18 protein-coding genes are annotated in these 16057 nt (G+C 75.2%); 10 read left to right on the top strand and 8 right to left on the bottom strand.

Going from position 1 to position 16057, the window contains the following annotated elements:
- Positions 1-171: 171 nt before the first annotated feature.
- Entirely contained in the window at positions 172-387 is a 216-nt protein-coding gene (locus ACZ4K2_RS20950) for a hypothetical protein (RefSeq protein ID WP_467475466.1), read from the bottom strand.
- Positions 388-628: 241 nt separating this feature from the next.
- Here ACZ4K2_RS20950 and ACZ4K2_RS20945 point away from each other — a divergent pair, with 241 nt between their 5' ends.
- Positions 629-1108 (top strand): diadenosine tetraphosphate hydrolase, encoded by a 480-nt coding sequence (locus ACZ4K2_RS20945; protein ID WP_467475465.1) that lies wholly within the window; start codon positions 629-631, stop codon positions 1106-1108.
- 91 nt (positions 1109-1199) lie between these two features.
- Here ACZ4K2_RS20945 and ACZ4K2_RS20940 read toward each other — a convergent pair whose 3' ends face one another.
- Positions 1200-2717 carry an MFS transporter gene (locus tag ACZ4K2_RS20940; protein WP_467475463.1) on the bottom strand — a complete coding sequence of 506 codons (1518 nt, stop codon included), beginning with the start codon at positions 2715-2717 and terminating at the stop codon, positions 1200-1202.
- 226 nt (positions 2718-2943) lie between these two features.
- On the opposite strand from ACZ4K2_RS20940, the gene ACZ4K2_RS20935 reads away from it, so the two are divergent.
- Both ACZ4K2_RS20935 and ACZ4K2_RS20930 read left to right on the top strand, forming a co-directional pair.
- Positions 2944-3762, top strand: a complete 819-nt coding sequence (locus ACZ4K2_RS20935) for an SDR family NAD(P)-dependent oxidoreductase (RefSeq protein WP_467475461.1) — start codon at positions 2944-2946, stop codon at positions 3760-3762.
- A gap of 310 nt (positions 3763-4072) precedes the next feature.
- On the top strand, positions 4073-4594 hold the full coding sequence (locus tag ACZ4K2_RS20930; RefSeq protein WP_467475460.1) for a DUF4142 domain-containing protein: 522 nt from the start codon (positions 4073-4075) through the stop codon (positions 4592-4594).
- 248 nt (positions 4595-4842) lie between these two features.
- Here the strand turns inward: ACZ4K2_RS20930 and ACZ4K2_RS20925 are convergent, their stop codons facing one another.
- The 3 genes from ACZ4K2_RS20925 to ACZ4K2_RS20915 form a co-directional block, all read right to left on the bottom strand.
- Positions 4843-5217 (bottom strand): cupin domain-containing protein, encoded by a 375-nt coding sequence (locus ACZ4K2_RS20925; protein ID WP_467475458.1) that lies wholly within the window; start codon positions 5215-5217, stop codon positions 4843-4845.
- Positions 5218-5279: 62 nt separating this feature from the next.
- Positions 5280-6278: a DUF6745 domain-containing protein gene (locus tag ACZ4K2_RS20920; RefSeq protein ID WP_467475632.1), complete on the bottom strand. Its 999-nt coding sequence runs from the start codon at positions 6276-6278 to the stop codon at positions 5280-5282.
- Between the two features lie 83 nt (positions 6279-6361).
- Positions 6362-6688, bottom strand: a complete 327-nt coding sequence (locus tag ACZ4K2_RS20915; RefSeq protein WP_467475456.1) for a hypothetical protein — start codon at positions 6686-6688, stop codon at positions 6362-6364.
- A gap of 155 nt (positions 6689-6843) precedes the next feature.
- Here ACZ4K2_RS20915 and ACZ4K2_RS20910 point away from each other — a divergent pair, with 155 nt between their 5' ends.
- The 7 genes from ACZ4K2_RS20910 (at position 6844) to ACZ4K2_RS20880 (ending at position 13847) form a co-directional block, all read left to right on the top strand.
- Positions 6844-7803: an STM4015 family protein gene (locus ACZ4K2_RS20910; RefSeq protein WP_467475454.1), complete on the top strand. Its 960-nt coding sequence runs from the start codon at positions 6844-6846 to the stop codon at positions 7801-7803.
- Complete coding sequence (locus ACZ4K2_RS20905; RefSeq protein WP_467475453.1) at positions 7803-9158, top strand: STM4014 family protein; 1356 nt, start codon at positions 7803-7805, stop codon at positions 9156-9158. The genes ACZ4K2_RS20910 and ACZ4K2_RS20905 overlap by 1 nt, the downstream gene beginning before the upstream one ends.
- Positions 9159-9204: 46 nt before the next feature.
- A complete protein-coding gene (locus ACZ4K2_RS20900; protein WP_467475451.1) occupies positions 9205-10044 on the top strand; it encodes an STM4013/SEN3800 family hydrolase in 840 nt (279 codons plus the stop codon).
- Positions 10041-11387: an STM4012 family radical SAM protein gene (locus ACZ4K2_RS20895; RefSeq protein ID WP_467475449.1), complete on the top strand. Its 1347-nt coding sequence runs from the start codon at positions 10041-10043 to the stop codon at positions 11385-11387. The genes ACZ4K2_RS20900 and ACZ4K2_RS20895 overlap by 4 nt, the downstream gene beginning before the upstream one ends.
- Before the next feature lie 7 nt (positions 11388-11394).
- Positions 11395-12288 carry an STM4011 family radical SAM protein gene (locus ACZ4K2_RS20890; RefSeq protein WP_467475447.1) on the top strand — a complete coding sequence of 298 codons (894 nt, stop codon included), beginning with the start codon at positions 11395-11397 and terminating at the stop codon, positions 12286-12288.
- Positions 12285-12713 carry a hypothetical protein gene (locus ACZ4K2_RS20885; protein WP_467475445.1) on the top strand — a complete coding sequence of 143 codons (429 nt, stop codon included), beginning with the start codon at positions 12285-12287 and terminating at the stop codon, positions 12711-12713. The genes ACZ4K2_RS20890 and ACZ4K2_RS20885 overlap by 4 nt, the downstream gene beginning before the upstream one ends.
- Positions 12714-12827: 114 nt before the next feature.
- Positions 12828-13847 (top strand): LysR family transcriptional regulator, encoded by a 1020-nt coding sequence (locus tag ACZ4K2_RS20880; protein WP_467475443.1) that lies wholly within the window; start codon positions 12828-12830, stop codon positions 13845-13847.
- A 24-nt stretch (positions 13848-13871) separates the two neighbouring features.
- On the opposite strand, the gene ACZ4K2_RS20875 is transcribed toward ACZ4K2_RS20880, so the two are convergent.
- The 3 genes from ACZ4K2_RS20875 to ACZ4K2_RS20865 all read right to left on the bottom strand — a co-directional run bounded on the left by ACZ4K2_RS20875 (position 13872) and on the right by ACZ4K2_RS20865 (position 15700).
- Positions 13872-14690 carry a class I SAM-dependent methyltransferase gene (locus tag ACZ4K2_RS20875; RefSeq protein ID WP_467475441.1) on the bottom strand — a complete coding sequence of 273 codons (819 nt, stop codon included), beginning with the start codon at positions 14688-14690 and terminating at the stop codon, positions 13872-13874.
- Between the two features lie 201 nt (positions 14691-14891).
- Positions 14892-15425 carry a hypothetical protein gene (locus ACZ4K2_RS20870; protein WP_467475439.1) on the bottom strand — a complete coding sequence of 178 codons (534 nt, stop codon included), beginning with the start codon at positions 15423-15425 and terminating at the stop codon, positions 14892-14894.
- The gene (locus ACZ4K2_RS20865; RefSeq protein WP_467475437.1) at positions 15425-15700 is read right to left on the bottom strand and encodes a hypothetical protein; all 276 of its coding nucleotides are present in this window, start codon (positions 15698-15700) and stop codon (positions 15425-15427) included. Before ACZ4K2_RS20865 ends, ACZ4K2_RS20870 begins: the two co-directional genes overlap by 1 nt.
- Positions 15701-16057 lie beyond the last annotated feature (357 nt).

Genomic DNA, 16057 nt, shown 5'->3' with positions numbered 1-16057 from the left:
TCGGTGTTCGGGCGCGGACTCCGAGCGTCTCGCATTCTCCCCGACCGGGATCGGAACGGGAGGGGCGGGCCCACAGGTCGGCTCGTCGGCCGTCGGACCCCGCAGGCCACGAAAGTTGATCGTCAACGGCGGAAGCCCGATCCGGCAGCAGGCCCGCCGGCGGAGCTGGAGCTAGCCGGCCTCGCGCTCCAGGACCCGGCGGGCCGCCTCGGCCTCCGCCGCCGGCGGGGACAGTTCGTCGAGGGTGTCCAGCTCGTCGTCCGCTTCCAGTTCCCGCTCCCACGCCGCCGCGAGCCGCTCCCGCTCCTCGCGCGGCATCGCGGTCACGGCCTCCCGGCGCCGCGGGTCCAGCGCCGCCAGGAATCGTTCAACGGAGTCCGTCGGCATGCAGTGCTCCTTGTCGCCGCGAAGGGGGCCGCCCCCGGCCCAGCATGGCCAACCCCGCGCCCCCGGGCCGACCGACACGACCCCGGTCCACCCTGATGGCCCTGGCACCCACGCCCACGCGGTGTGCTCGCGCCCACCCGGTGTGCCGGGGCCGTGGAACGCCCGACGGACTCAGTCGTCCGGCGGGGGCCGGGGGTCGGGAGTGCGGACAGGCCGCTCGGTCCTCCCCTAGGTTGGGCCCATGGCCGAGGACTGGCGGGCGGACCGGATCGGGGCGGCGTTGCGCGGGGAGAACCCGACGGTGCTGCGGCGGCTCGACGCGGGGTTCGCGGTGATCGGGGACGTGCAGTTCCTGCCGGGCTACTCGGTCCTCCTCGCGGACGACCCCGGTATCGGGCGGCTGTCCGACCTGCCGAGGGCCGGGCGGCTGGCGTTCCTGTCGGACATGGACCGGCTCGGCGAGGCGGTCGAGCGGGCCTGCGCGCGCCTGGAGCCGGGGTTCCGCCGCGTCAACCTGGAGATCCTGGGCAACACCGACGCTTTCCTGCACGCCCATGTCTGGCCGCGCTTCGAGTGGGAGCCGGCGGACCTGGTGGGCAGGCCCGTGTGGCTGTACCCGCGGAGCCGGTGGAGTGAGGAGCGGTTCGCCCTCGGTCCGCGGCACGACGCGCTGCGGCAGGCGATCGGCGACGAACTGCGCCGGCTGTACGCGGCGGACTGAGCGGCGGCTCGGCGGAGCGGGGCGGCCCCGACCAGGGCTCGGGCAGGGCTCGGGCGGGTTGTCAGGGGTCGGCCGGGTTGTCAGGGGTCGGTCAGGGATGCCGTGAGTGCACCGGGTCGTGGGCGGCCTCGTCGGGACACTTGCCGCGCGGCCCGCCCGTCCGCCGGTCGCGCTGCCAGTCGAACGTCGCGAGCGCCAGGGACGCGGCCATGCCCGCGAGCCCGGCGCCCAGCGCGGTGACGAGAGCGCCCCGGTAGTCGTGGGTCCTGCCGAGCACCAGGTAGAAGAGGCCGGGCAGGGCGGCGGTCCCCAGCGCGGCACCCAGCCGCTGCCCGGTCTGCAAGGCACCGCCCGCGGCGCCCGCCATGCGCACCGGTACGTCCCGCAGGGTCATGGTGATGTTGGGCGAGACGACGAAGCCGCTGCCGACCCCGCCGAGGAAGAGCACCGGGGCGGCGACCCAGGGAGCGATGTGCAACGGGGCCAGACCGAGCAGCAGCACGGTGCCGCCCAGGCCGGTGAGGACGCCCGCGAGACCGCACACGGTGAGCAGGCGGCCGTACCTCTCCACCAGCCGGCCGGACAGCACGGCCGCGATCGCCGAACCCAGCGCGAACGGGGTCACGGCGAGCCCGGACCGGAGCGGGGAGAAGTCGAGACCGCGCTGGTAGAACAGGGCGAAGACCAGCCAGACACCGCTGAAGCCGATGAAGTAGAGCGTGCCGATGCCCGCGCCGACGGCGTAGCCGCGCACGGTGGTGAACAGACGCGGGTCGAGCAGCGGCTGGGCGCCCTTGGCGACGAGGCGGTGCTGCCACCGGGTGAACACGACGAGGACCGCGGCGCCCGTCAGGAACAGCCACCACAGCCGGCCGAGACCGCCGGACTCGGCCTGCACCAACGGGAACATCAGCGCGAGGACGCCGAGACCGAGGAGCAGGACGCCCGGCACGTCCACGTGGCCGCGCCCGGACCGGCCGACGCGGGGGAGCAGGCGCCGGCCCAGGAGCACGGCGAGGATCCCGATGGGGACGTTGACGTAGAAGATCCACCGCCAGCCCTGCGCGCCCGAGGCGAGCGCGAGGATCGCCCCGCCGGTGATCGGGCCGGCGGCGGAGGAGATGCCGACGGTGGCACCGAAGAAGCCGAAGGCGCGCCCGCGCTCGGCACCGCGGAACATCTGCTGGATGAGCGCGGAGTTCTGCGGCGCCATGAAACCGGCCGCCAGCCCCTGGGCGAGCCGGGCCACCACCAGCAGCGTGATGTCCGGGGCCGCCCCGCAGGCCGCGCTGAAGAGCACGAAGCAGGAGAGGGCCAGCAGGAAGATCCGGCGCCGGTCGAGGGCGTCGCCGAGGCGGCCGGCGGTGACGAGGGCCAGGGCGAAGGTCAGGGCGTAGCCGGAGACCACCCACTGCACCTGCGCGGGGGAGGCGTGCAGGTCACGCTGGATGGTGGGCAGGGCGACCGCCACGATCGTGACGTCCAGCAGGCTCATGAACCCGGCCACGAGCGTGACCCACAGGGCGCGCCAGCGGTTCGGGTCCGGCTCGTACCCGTCGTCCCGGGCGGCCGGTCCCCGCCCCCCTGCGGCTGACGTCGACGCTGTCACCTCGGCTCCTCTCCCCGGGCGGTGCCCGGGCCGGACAGGTTCCCCCGCCGGGGACGGGCACACACCCCAGCCTGCTACGGAGTCCGCCCGGACGGGGTCCGACGCGTGCGGTACCGGCCGCGCGGTCCCGGCGGGCAAAGCGCCGCGGCCTCCTGGCCGGGAAGCCCGGGGAGGTCCCCCGGGCCCGTGGGGTTGGGCGGTGGGGAGCGTGGATACTCCGGACCACATGGACGATGACAAGCCGCTGGCCCTGGTCACCGGGGCCTCCAGCGGAATCGGGTACGCACTGGCCGGACAGTTCGCCGAGCACGGCTACGACCTGCTGATCAACGCGGAGGACGACCGCCTGGAGCACGCCGCGCTGCGGCTGCGCGAGACGGGCGCCGAGGTCCGCGCCGTGCGGGCCGATCTGCGGGAGGCGGCCGGAGTGGACCGGCTGGTCGCGGCGACGGCCGGCCTGGACATCGACGTCGCGGTGCTCAACGCCGGGGTGGGCCAGGGCGGGGCCTTCGCCGACACCGACCTGGCCGACGACCTCTCCGTGATCGACCTGAACGTGACCTCCACCGTGCGGCTCGCCAAGCCGCTGCTGCGCGGCATGCTGCGCCGCGGCTCGGGCCGGCTGGCGTTCACGTCCTCCATCGCGGCGACCATGCCGGGCCCCTTCCAGCCGGTGTACAACGCCTCGAAGTCGTTCGTGCAGTCCTTCGCCGAGGCGCTGCGCGACGAGGTGAAGGACACGGAGGTCACCGTCACCGCGTTCATGCCCGGGCCGACGGAGACCGACTTCTTCCGCCGCGCGGACATGGGCGACACCAAGATCGGCACCACGGAGAAGGACGACCCGGACGACGTCGCCCGCCAGGCGTACGAGGCGATCGTGCACGGACGTGAGAAGAAGGTCACCGGCTCGCTGAAGACCAAGGCCCAGGGACTGGCCGACAAGGTCCTGCCGGACAGGGCCAAGGCCGCCCTGCACCGCTCGATGGCGGAGCCGGGCACGGCCGAGGACACCGGGCCCACCGACACCGGGAAGAACACCTAGCTGTTCGGCCGGGGCCCGAGGGTGCCCACCGGGGGACCTTAAGGCCGTCGGGGGACGCATACGGGTCCGCGGCCGAATTCACCCGATCGGCCCCATCCCCGTTCTTGCCGGTACGACGTCGTCCCCGCAGGTCACCGTGGGTGGGACGGGGGCCGGAGCCCCACTCTTCCGGCGCAACGGGCGAGCAGGCGGCCGACGCGTGCCGTCAGCATGACGAGAGTGACAGCCCCGCCCAGGGCCGTGCCCGGGCGGTGGCGCGGAAGACGCTCTCGGCCTCTTCCCTTCGGCTCACCGACACGTGGAGGACTCCATGCGACTTTCCCGTCTGTGCGGTACGGCCGCGGCGACCGCGCTGCTGGCCCTCGCCACGGCCACCACCCCGGCGACGGCCGCGCCGCTCGCCGAGAAGGACACGTCCTTCCTCCAGGCCATCCACCAGGCCAACCTCGCCGAGATAGCCGCCGGCCAGGACGCCCGGACACACGCGACCACCGCCTGCGTCAAGCGGGTCGCCGCCGTGATCGTGCGCGACCACACCAAACTCGACTCCGAGGGCCGGACGCTCGCCCGGAGCAAGGGCGTGTCGCTGGCCGCCGCGCCGACCGCCGCCCAGCAACGGCAACTGGCCGCGGTGAAGGCGCACGCCGGGACCTCGGCCTACGACCCGGCCTGGCTCAAGCTGCAGGCGGAGGGCCACACGCAGGCCCTGAAACTGATCGACAGCGAGATCTCCTCGGGCACCGACGCGAAGGTCCGCGCGGCCGCTCGCGCCGCCCGGCCGATCGTCGCCGGGCATCTGGCGATGGTCCGCGGCGGCGTCTGCCACGGGTAGGCTCCCCGGCGACACCGCGCCAAGGGCAGCGGCCGCGCGGCCGCTGCCCGCTCGGCTCCGGGACCGGCTCTCGCGGGGGAGCCGGTCCCGTCGGCGATGAGAACGCCGTCGTCGGTGCCGGGGCCCGCGCGCGCATCGGCCCGCGGCCCGGGTCATGCCCCGGCCACCGCCCGCCCGCGGGCAGGGCCGCGCGGTGACCGCCTCCGGCGCGGGCCGACCCGTCGACGCGGCCGTGGCGCCGGGCCGGTTCAGACGGCGGTGTCCTCGACCTTGTAGCCGGGGACGGAGGGCCAGCGGACCGTCAGCACCACGGACTCCTCCTCCGCGAACCAGGAGTGGTCGACGCCCCGGCCCCACACGACGTAGTCCCCCTGCCGGGCCAGGAGGACACTGCGGCCCGGCAGCTCCACCCGGAAGCGCCCGCTGATGAGGACCAGCAGGGCGGTGCGCTCCTCGCCCGTCACCCACCGCGCCCGTTCATCGCCCTGCGGGTGGACGCCCCACTTGATCTCCACCGCCTCGCTGTGCCGGGGATCGGAGGCATCCTTGAAATGCCCCAGCAGCCACCCCCGGTCCAGTGCCGCGTCCTTGCCCGCATTGCCCACATACACGCTGTCGGTCATGGTTCCGGAACGTAGCAGCCGGCCGCGCCGGTCCGCGCGGAGCCGCCCGGCCGGGCCCTGGCTCAGGTCTGCCGCAAGGGGGCGTACACGCTCTCGTCCAGGCCGAACGTCCAGGCCACCCCCGCTCTCGCGGTCCGGGTCGACGGTGGCACCCGCAGCCAGTACGTGCGGTGTGAACCGTCCGGCTCGGGCGTGGAGTTGACCACCTCCACCATGACGGCCGGCTCGTCCCCGGCCAGGTCGATCCGCCACAGCGTGCCGGTCCCGTCCCGGTGCACCGGACGCGCGTCCGAGTCGGCCAGGTAGCGGTCGTAGCCGTAGAACTCCAGCATCACCCGCCGCAGTTCGGCGTTCTCCTCGGCGCGGATGCGCTCCGGGGTCAGCGTGCGCAGTTCCTCGACGAACGAGGCCTGGACCGGCATGCCCCGCCACGCGTACAGGGCGAACCCGTCGGGGAACGCGAGCGCCGGGCCGTCCCCGCGGTCCAGCCGGCCCGCCTCGTCCCGATGCAGCGCCACGGGCCGCTCGCACACGACGGCCACCTTCGCGAACGGCCACCACCAGCCCGCGCTGCGGCACACCTCGGCGAGCCCGTCGAGCGGTCCTCCCAGGCCGGCGAACGCCGCGAGCCACGGCGCGTCGTGCTGGCCCAGCACGGCGTCGAGCAGGGCGAGCCGGATCTCCGGGCCGTCCCCCAGGTCCTGCAGCACGCCCGCCCGGATCCGGTCGACGAGGGCCTGGGTGGGGTCCCACAGCCGTCCACCGGTGGCCGACCAGTGCGCCGCCCACCCGGTGGCGCCCAACTCCTCGTACAACCGCCGCCGTTCGTCCGCCCACGGCGCGCTGCGCACCGCCTCGCGCACACTGGGCCCCCGGTCCGGCAGGTTCCGTACCAGGGCGACCCCCTCGCGCGGGGAGCCCGCCCAGACCACGCGCTCCGGTCCGTCCAGCCCGGCCCGCCGGTAGGCCGACCGGATCCCCGCCTCGGCCCGGCGCCGGTCGGCCGGCGCCGTCGAGGCCGCCCACGCGCGCCACTCCCCGGCCATGTCGTCCCCGGTCATGTCGACGCCGGCCCCGTCACGCACCGCCGCCGGTGCGGGCACCGGCGCCTCCCGCCGCGTCACCATCGGTTCCCCGTCCCCCCTCAGTCCGCCACGATCCGCACGGAGCCGGGCACGTACTCCCGCTGCCGCACCACCCGGTACCAGCCGGCGGGCAGGGCTATCGGCGCGTGCTCCTCGTGCACCACCCGCCCACCGGCGGGCAGGTGCAGCAGCATCGGCCCGAACGGGCCCGCCTCCCGCACCAGTTCACCCGGCCCGACGACCGCGTGCGCGTGTCCCGTGACCTCGCCCAGGGCGAGGACCAGCCGGCCCCGCCCGTCCCTGCGCTCCCGCGGCGCGTCCGCGACGTGCGCCACAACCGCCTCGTCGGCGACGGGCACGAGCAGGACGTCTCCCTGCCGGTACATGCGTGCTCCCCTCACCACGGTGCCCACCGCACCGCGTCCGTGGCAGCGACAGTAGGGGCAGCCACTGACAGCGCCCCCGGCGGCGGGCGCTGTCAGTGGCTGTTGGTAGAACTGCGGACATCAGCCGGTCCTCACTCCATCCCGGGAGAAGCAGCATGACCTTCGGCGACACCCCGAACGCCTTCCACGGGCTGCCCGTGTTCGGCTTCCCCGACGCGGACGGGGAGGAGACGTCCCTGCCCGAACCGGACGCGGTCGCCTGGCACCTGGCCGGCGAGGTCTACGACGACGGCGAGGAGTGGGAGGCCGTGTTCGCCCGCTTCCTGGACACGGTCGACACCACGCGGGTCCGCGCGCTGATCGTCGGCGCCTGGAAGGAGGCGTACGACACCGACTCGTCCGCCGTCATCGCGGCACTGCTGGCCGCCCGGGACCGACTCCCCGCCCTGCGCGCGCTGTTCCTCGGCGCCATGGAGTCGGAGGAGTGCGAGATCTCCTGGATCCACCAGACGGACGTCACCCCGCTGCTGACCGGCTTCCCCGAACTGGAGGAGTTCGGCGTCCGGGGCGGCACCGGCCTGAAGTTCCCCGCCCTGCGGCACACCGCGCTCCGCAGGCTGACGATGCAGACCGGCGGCCTGCCGGCCGAGGTGGTGCGCGGAGTCGGCGCCAGCGACCTGCCCGAGCTGGAGCACCTCGACCTGTGGCTCGGCACGCCCGACTACGGCGGCGACAGCGAGGTCGCCGACCTGGCGCCCATCCTGTCCGGCGAGCGCCTGCCCCGCCTGCGCCGCCTCGGCCTGCGCAACAGCGAGATGCAGGACGCCGTCGCCGCGGCGGTCGCGTCCGCCCCGGTGGTGGCCCGCCTGAGGAGACTGGACCTCTCCATGGGCATCCTGACCGACGAGGGCGCCGCGGCCCTCCTCGGCGGCCAGCCCCTCACCCACCTGGAGAAGCTGGACCTGCACCACCACTACATCAGCGAGCCCCTGCTGGACCGGCTCCGGCAGACGCTGGGACCCGCGGGCGTGCGGCTGGACCTCGACCGCGACGACGCCTACGACGACAAGGACGACGACGGCACGGTGTGGCGCTACGTGTCCGTGGGGGAGTAGTGGCCGCGCACCCCGTCGGCAGCCGCGAACGACAGCCCGGCGCCGTGCGCTTCGCGGTGGTCGGCAACCCCGGGAACCGCCGGGTGGCCCTCTTCGGCCGGGCGGTGCGCGCGGCGGGCCTGCCCGCACCGCGCGTCGTCCCCTGGGCGCACGTGCTGCGCACCGGAGGGGCCGCATTCGACCCCGGCGAACTGGTCCGGCTCGACTCCCCGGGCGAGAACGCGGACGTCGACCGGCTGCTGCGGGGTGCCGAGGACCCCGCCCGGGTGGAGGGCTCGGCCCGCTGGTACGCCTCACTGACGGCCGCGCTGCGCGGCCTGCGCGGCGGCATCCGCCTGGACGACACCGGGGAACTGGCCGTCCTGTTCGACAAGCGCCGCTGCCACGCCGTGCTGGCCGCTGCGGGCGTGCCCGTTCCGGAGTCGCCCACCTCCGGTGCCCGGGCACCCGTACGCGGCTGGGACGACGTCCGCGCCCTGATGCGGGAGCACCGGATGCCCCGGCTGTTCGTGAAGCCCGCGCACGGCTCGTCCGCGTCCGGTGTGCTCGCGGTCGAGTCGGCGGGCGGTGGCCGGATCCGCGCCACCACCTCCGTGGAACTCACCCCGGACGGGCGGCTGTTCAACTCCCTGCGGATCCGCCGCTACCACGACGAACGGCAGCTCGCGGCCATCGTCGACGCCCTGGCCCCCGACGGCCTGCACCTGGAGCGCTGGCTGCCCAAGGGCTCCCAGCAGGGGCGCGCCGCGGACCTGCGGGTCGTCGTGGTGGCCGGGCGGGCGACCCACGCCCTCGTGCGCACCAGCGCCTCCCCGCTGACCAACCTCCACCTCGGCGGCCGGCGCGGGGACCTCGACGCCGCCCGCGCGGCCGTGGAGGCGGCGGGCGCCCGCTGGGCGGACGTCCTCGGCGTGTGCGAACGGGCCGCCGCCTGTTTCCCGCACACCCTGTGCGTCGGCGTGGACCTCCTGCCGTCGACCGGCTGGCGGCGGACGGCCGTCGGCGAGGTCAACGCCTTCGGCGACCTGCTGCCCGGGCTCACCGGCCTGCCCGGCAGCGGCGCCGAGGGCCTCGACACCTACGGGGCACAGGTCGCCGCCGCCCTCGCCCGGCACCTGCCCGGCCCGCCCCACTCCCAGGACCGGCACCATCCGCCGGACCCGGACCCGGACCCGGACCCGGACCCGGACCCGGACCCGGACCCTCAGCCCGACCGGGACCGCCCGCCCGTCCCGGACCACCGGGACCACTCGTCCGACCGGGACCACCCTCCTGCTCCGGACCACCCGCCCACCCCGCACCACCCGCACCACTCGCACCGAAACGGAACGGGAACCGCCCATGCGCTCGCCTGACCCGACGCCTCCGCACCCGCCCGCGGGCCGCGCCGGGCAACCGGACATGAACGACGTCGTCGGCAGCCACGACCTCCTGCTGGTCACCCTCGACACCCTGCGCCACGACGTGGCGGCCGAACTGGCGGCGGCGGGCCGCATCCCCCACCTGGCCCGCCACCTCCCCGGCGGCCGCTGGGAGGAGAGGCACGCCCCGGGCAGCTTCACCTACGCCTCCCACCAGGCCCTCTTCGCCGGCTTCCTGCCGACACCGGCGGCCCCCGGCCCGCACCCGCGCCTGTTCGCCGCGCGCTTCGCGGGCAGCGAGACCACCGCCGACGGCACCTACGTGTACGACACCCCCGACCTCGTCTCCGGTCTGGCCGCGGACGGCTACCGCACGGTGTGCATCGGGGGAGTGGGCTTCTTCAGCAAGCAGGGCGCGCTGGGCTCGGTCCTGCCGGGGATGTTCCAGGAGTCCCACTGGGAACCCGAGTTCGGCGTCACGTCCCCGACGTCCTTCGAGGCGCAGGTGACGCGCGCGGAGGAGGTCGTACGCCGGCTGCCCGCGGACCGGCGGCTGTTCCTCTTCGTCAACGTCTCCGCCCTGCACCAGCCGAACTGGTTCCACCTGCCCGGCGCGACCCGCGAGGCCGGCGACAGCCGCGCGACCCACGCCGCCGCGCTGGAGTACGTGGACCGGCACATCGGCCGCCTGTTCGCCGCCGCGAGCAGCAGGCGCCGCTGCTTCGCCGTCGTCTGCTCCGACCACGGCACGGCCTACGGCGACGACGGCTACACCGGGCACCGGCTCGGCCACCCCGCCGTGTGGACCGTGCCCTACGCCCACTTCTTCCTCGACCCCGGCCAGGACCGGGACGCCACGACCGCCGGGGCCGCCCGATGACCGCTCCCCGGCCCGCCGACGCCGGCCCCTACCGCGGCTACGTCTACGCCTACCCGCACAAGACCGCCTACCGCCGGCTGCCCGACCGTCCCCCGCTCAGCACCCTGTGGGCCCGCGAACCCAAGGACGCGCTCTCCCTCTACCTGCACGTGCCGTTCTGCGAGGTCCGCTGCGGCTTCTGCAACCTGTTCACCCGGATCGGCGCCCCCGACGGCCTCGCCACCGCCTACCTCGACGCCCTGGAACGCCAGGCGACGACGGTCCGCGCGGCCCTCGGCGACGCACCCGGCGTGCGCTTCGCGACGGCCGCGTTCGGCGGCGGCACGCCCACCTTCCTCACCGCGGCCGAACTGGACCGGCTCTGCGACATCGCCGAACACCGGATGGGCGCCGACCTGCGGGCCGTCCCGCTCTCGGTGGAGGCGTCCCCCGCCACCGCCACCGCCGACCGGCTGGCGGTCCTGGCCGACCGGGGCACCACCCGGCTCAGCCTCGGCGTGCAGAGCTTCGTCGACACCGAGGCCCGCGCGGCCGTACGCCCGCAGCGCCGCGCGGACGTAGAGGCCGCCCTCGGCCGCGTCCGGGACACCGCCATACCCGTGCTGAACATCGACCTGATCTACGGCATCGACGGCCAGACCGACGCCACCTGGCGCCACTCCCTGGACGCCGCCCTCGCCTGGCACCCCGAGGAGCTGTACCTCTACCCGCTCTACGTCCGCCCCCTCACCGGCCTCGACCGCCGCGGCCCCGGCCCCGACCCGGCCTGGGACGAGCAGCGGCTGCGCCTGTACCGCCTGGGCCGCGACCACCTCCTCGCGCACGGCTACGTACAGCACTCCATGCGCATGTTCCGTCGGGCGGACGCCCCGTCCCAGGGCCCCGACGACCACGCCTGCCAGACCGACGGCATGATCGGCCTCGGCTGCGGCGCCCGCTCGTACACCGCCGGCCTGCACTACTCCTTCGACTACGCCGTCGGCATGCACGAGATCCGCGCCATCGTCGACGACTACGTGGCCCGCCCCGCCGCCGACTTCGCCCACGCCGAGTACGGCCGCCGCATGACATCGGACGAGGCACGCCGGCGCCACCTCCTGCAGTCCCTGCTCCAGGCCGGGGGCCTGGCCGTCGACGACTACCGGGCCCGCTTCGGCAGCGACCCCGCCGACGACTTCGGGCCCGAACTGGACCGCTTCGCCGGCCGCGGCTGGCTGGAGCGGGACGGCGGCCCCCGGCGGCTGCGCCTGACCCCCGAAGGACTGGCGCACTCCGACGCCGTCGGCCCGGAGCTGTTCTCCCCGTCCGTACGGGCCGCGATGACCGCCTACGAGCGCAAGTAGCCGCCGCATGGACCTGACGATCCTCTACCGCGGCCCGCTCGCCTCCTGCGACTACGACTGCCCGTACTGCCCGTTCGCCAAGCGGCGCGACGACCCGGACCGGTTGCGCGCCGACCGGGCCGCCCTCGACCGCTTCACCGCCTGGGTCGCCGCCCGGACCGGCGACCGCCTGTCGGTGCTGTTCACCCCGTGGGGCGAGGGCCTGGTCCGCTCCTGGTACCGGCGGGCCCTGGCCGATCTCTCCCACCTGCCGCACGTACGGCGGGTCGCCATCCAGACCAACCTGAGCTGCCGCACGGACTGGCTGGCCGGCGCCGATCCCGGCACCGTCGCGCTGTGGTGCACGTACCACCCCGGACAGACGCCGTACGACCGCTTCCTGGCCAAGTGCCGCGACCTCACGGAGCGGGACATCCGGTACAGCGTCGGCATCGTGGGACTGCCCGGCCACCTGGACGAGGCCCGCCGGCTGCGCGCCGACCTGCCCGGCCACGTCTACCTCTGGGTGAACGCGGCCGAGGGGCACACCTACACCGACGCGGACGCCGCCGTCTGGACGGACCTGGACCCGCTGTTCCCCTACAGCCGCCGCCCGCACACCAGCGCCGGACTGCCCTGCCGCACCGGCGAGTCGGTCGTCTCGGTCGACGGGGAGGGCACCGTCCGCCGCTGCCACTTCGTCCGCACCGAACTGGGTAACCTCTACGACGGCTCCTACCGGGCGGCGCTGCGCCCGCGCCCCTGCCCGCTGGCCGTGTGCGACTGCCACATCGGGTACGTGCACCTGGAAACGCTCCCGCTGTACGACGTCTTCGCGGGCGGCGTGCTGGAGCGCATCCCCGAAGGGCCCGCGGCCCCGGCAGGTTTGCTCCCCGGGGCACGGGCAACGCGAAGCCCATGACTGAACCGAACAAGGAGTCCGGGCGGCAGGCCGCACCGGAGCGGGAGACCGCGGACAAGGCCCGGCGGACGGCGGAGAAGGCGACGGCACCGGCCGGTCGCGCGGCGAAGAAGGCGGTGCGTACCTCCGACGCCGCCGTCTCCGCCGCGAAGACGGGCACCGAGCGGGCCACCGAGGCGACCGGCGCGGTCACCCGCACGGCCGCCCGGGGCGTCGAAACGGGGCGCCAGGCGCTCATCACCGCGTCGGGCCGGGTCGCGGCCACCGCCAGGACGGCCTGGGCGGTGGTCGCCCACCGCAGGCTGCTCGCCGCCGGGGTGGGCGCGGGCCTCACCGCGCTGAGCGCGGCCTCGTACGCGTGCGGCCGCCAGGCCGAGCGCCGGTCCCACGGCCCCCTCACCCGCTGGACCCGGGGCCGCATCTGACGCGCGGCCGGGCCCCCAGCCCGCGGGGCCCGTCGCGCGCGGCGGCCGACTCGTCCGCTTTCGTTGGACCTTGAACATCTGGTGTGGTGTGCCGCGCCGTCCTACGCTCCCCCCATGGAGCTCGAGGTGAGGCACCTGCGCGTTCTCTGCGCCATCGCCGACACCGGCAGCCTGCACAAAGCGGCACGGGAACTCGGCCTGGCGCAGCCTTCGTTGAGCACTCAGCTACGGCGCATCGAGCGCGCGCTCGGCGCCCAGCTGTTCGTGCGGGCCCGGACCGGCTGCCGGCCCACCCCGCTGGGGCTGGCCGTGCTCAGCCGGGCCCGGCCGCTGGTGGCGGAGTTCGCGGCGATCGTGACGGAGACCAGGGCGGCGGCGGCCCGGGCCGCGGGCGGCTTCCAGCTCCGTCTCGGCGCCACCGCGAGCCGCGCCCTCCCTGGCTGGCTCCGGCTGCTGCGGGCACGGGTCCCGCGCACCGAGCCGACGCTCCAGATGAGCGTGTCCGCCAACGCCCTGCTGGACATGGTCGCCGCGGGCCGGCTCGACATGGCCTTCGTGCACGAGGTCGAGGGCAGCCCGCTGCGCCTGCCGCCGGGCCTGTGCGTGCGCGTACTGGTCGACCGGGAACCGCAGTTCGTCACGCTCGCCGCGGACCACCCGGCCGCGTCACGGCGGGCGGTGAGCCTGGCGGACCTGGCCGGTGACCGCTGGATGGTGGACTCCACGGTCGACGGCGAGTGGGACGCCCTGTGCCGGGTGCTGCGCGCGGCGGGCCTGGACGCCGAGATCCTGCACGGCGACTACCTCACCGCCTACTCGCTGGCCGCCACCGGCGAGGTGGTCACGATCAGCCAGCCCACGGCCCTGCCCCGGCCCGACTGCGCGATCCGCCCCGTGGAGGGCGACCCCATAGGGGTACGGCTGCTCCTCGCGGCCCGTACGGAGGCCGAACTGGACGAGGCCTACCCCGAGTTGGAGAAGGCCTACTGGGCGGTGGCCCAGGACGCCCCGGCCTACCGGCAGTGGCTGGACGACGCGCGGACGCCCGGCGGGACCGGGCCGGACGGCGAGGCGGCACCGTACGGGCCCGCCACCGCCCGGCCGGACCCGGGAGCCGGTCCGCGCCGCCCCTGACCGCGCGCGGACGCAGCCGCCGGATCAGTCCCGCCGTCCCCAGGCCAGCATCATGCCGGGGCCCAGCTCGGCGAGCCGGGGCGAGGACAGGTACGCGAGCGCCTCGTCGACGACCGCGGCCTCCACCCCGCCGCTCTCCTCCAGGGCGGGGCGCATCCGCCGCCAGGTCTCGGCCCAGAACCGGGCCAGGGGGCCGCCGGCCACGAGCGGCGGGACGACCAGCTCCGCGGCGACGTCCCGCAGCCCCTCCTCCCGCAGGAAGTGCGGGTACGCCGGGACGGAGGAGATGTCGGTGCCGATCGTCGCCCGCAGCGCTCGCCACATGGCGTCCATGGTGCGCCGGTAGGCGGAGGAGGCGTCCAGCGCGTCCGGCACCTCCAGGGCGTCGCCCAGCACCAGCAGGCCGCCGGGGTCGAGCCAGCCCGCCAGCCGTGTGATCAGCCTGCGTCGCGAAGGGAGGTGCATGAGGACGAACCTGGCGTGGACGAGGTCGAAACCGCCCGGCTGCAGACCCTCGTCGGTGACGTCCCCGGTGAGCACGCGCAGCCGCGGCCCCGCGAGGGCCTCCAGCCGGGTGGTGTCCCGGTCCAGGGCGACCACCTCGTCGGCGCCCGCCTCCTCCAGCAGCCACCGGGACACCGTCCCGGTCCCGGCGCCCACGTCCAGGCAGCGGCTGCCCGGCCCGGCGCCCAGCGCCCGCAGGCGGCGTGTGGTCACCGGATCGAAGACCAGCGCCGCGGCGTCGATCCGCCCGGCCTCACCGGGATGCTCCGGACTGAACAGATCCTCGCCGTAGCGGCCGTCCGCACGGGCCGTGCCGGACGAAGCCGGTGAACTCGTCATGCCGCACCTCCTGCCCCGGCGGCCGTATGCGGTACGCACCTCACACAAGCGTACAAACCGCCGCTCGCTGAGTCGCGGGAGGAGCGATTACGTGCGGGTGGACCCCACGGGAGGGTACTGATCATGCTCCGCGACGGCCGACACCCACGACGGCCGGGGCGGTCGGGCGCCGGTGAACCGGGAGGCCGCGCGCCGTCCCCGCTAGCGGGACACCGGAGCCGGCCGCCCACCCTTCAGGGCGCTCTCCATGGTGCGCAGGCGCCGCTGCCAGACCCGGCTACGGCGGATGTTCCAGCCGATGAAGACCACGGTGAGCAGCGCGAAGCCGACGGCCTGCCGGACCGTGCCGGTGAACGCCGTCAGCACGGTGACGGCGGTGAAGAGCGCCGCCAGACCGACGAGGGCCGGTACGCGGTGCCGCGTGCGGTGCAGGCGCCGTGCCACCAGCTCGCCCATGGCCCGGCGCTCGTCGGGCGCCGAGGGGACCTCCCCCCGGCGCAGCTTGTCGTCCAGCGAGACGATGTCGTCCACCGAGCCGCCTGCGGCGCGTTTCTCCTCGCGCCGCCGGCGGAGCACCACGAGGACCGCGCCCACGGACGTGACCGCGGTGCGCACCAGGACGGACAGGAAGGAACCCCCCGGGAACAGCAGCGTGATCAGGACGGTGGCGACCAGGACGCCGAGGACCAGCTCGAGCCACAGGTGCCGGGCGAGGAGCAGCCGGACGCGCTCCATCACCGGTCCCCGGGGGTGTACCGGGCACGCCTGCGGAGGGCCGCCACCCGCAGCGAGAGCGCCACGGCCAGCAGGATCCACGCCACCGCGGTGTAGGCCCAGCGCGCGGACCCGAGTGCGGAACCGACGGCTTCCAGCAGCGCCCAGACGGCCAGTACCGCGCACAGGCACGTCCAAGCGATGTCCGAAAGGCGATTGCGCAACTGGTCGCGCTGTCCCGTTCCCCGGGCGAGCGCACCGATCTCCGGTGCCGGAGCGTCCTTATGTGAGTGCACGAGCCTCCTCCTTCCGCCGGTGTCGGCGACGTGCGCGTACCCCGGGTCGCCCCGGACACGCCAACAGGCTTACTGCGCCCACTCGTTGCCGGGTGTGCTGTCCGGGGAGGCCGACCGGTCGGCCGCTGATGCCGGTGTGGTGGAAGCGTTCGGCAGATCCTCGCCGACCACCTCGCCCGGCGCCTGGCCGAACGGCCGAGTACCGGCGGTCCGATCACCCACCCCGTGGACCGGCTGATCGCACGGGGTCTGCGGCGCGCAGTGCCAGGACTGTGGTGAGTGCGGTGCGGCGACCGGGTGCTGCTCGACACCGGGCGGGACCGCCCCCGGTGCGAGGATCGGCAATGCCCGGACGAG

The sequence above is a fragment of the Streptomyces sp. NPDC025833 genome (genome assembly GCF_055558055.1).
Note: the sequence above shows the minus strand (reverse complement) of the source record. Positions and strands in the feature narration are given on the sequence as shown.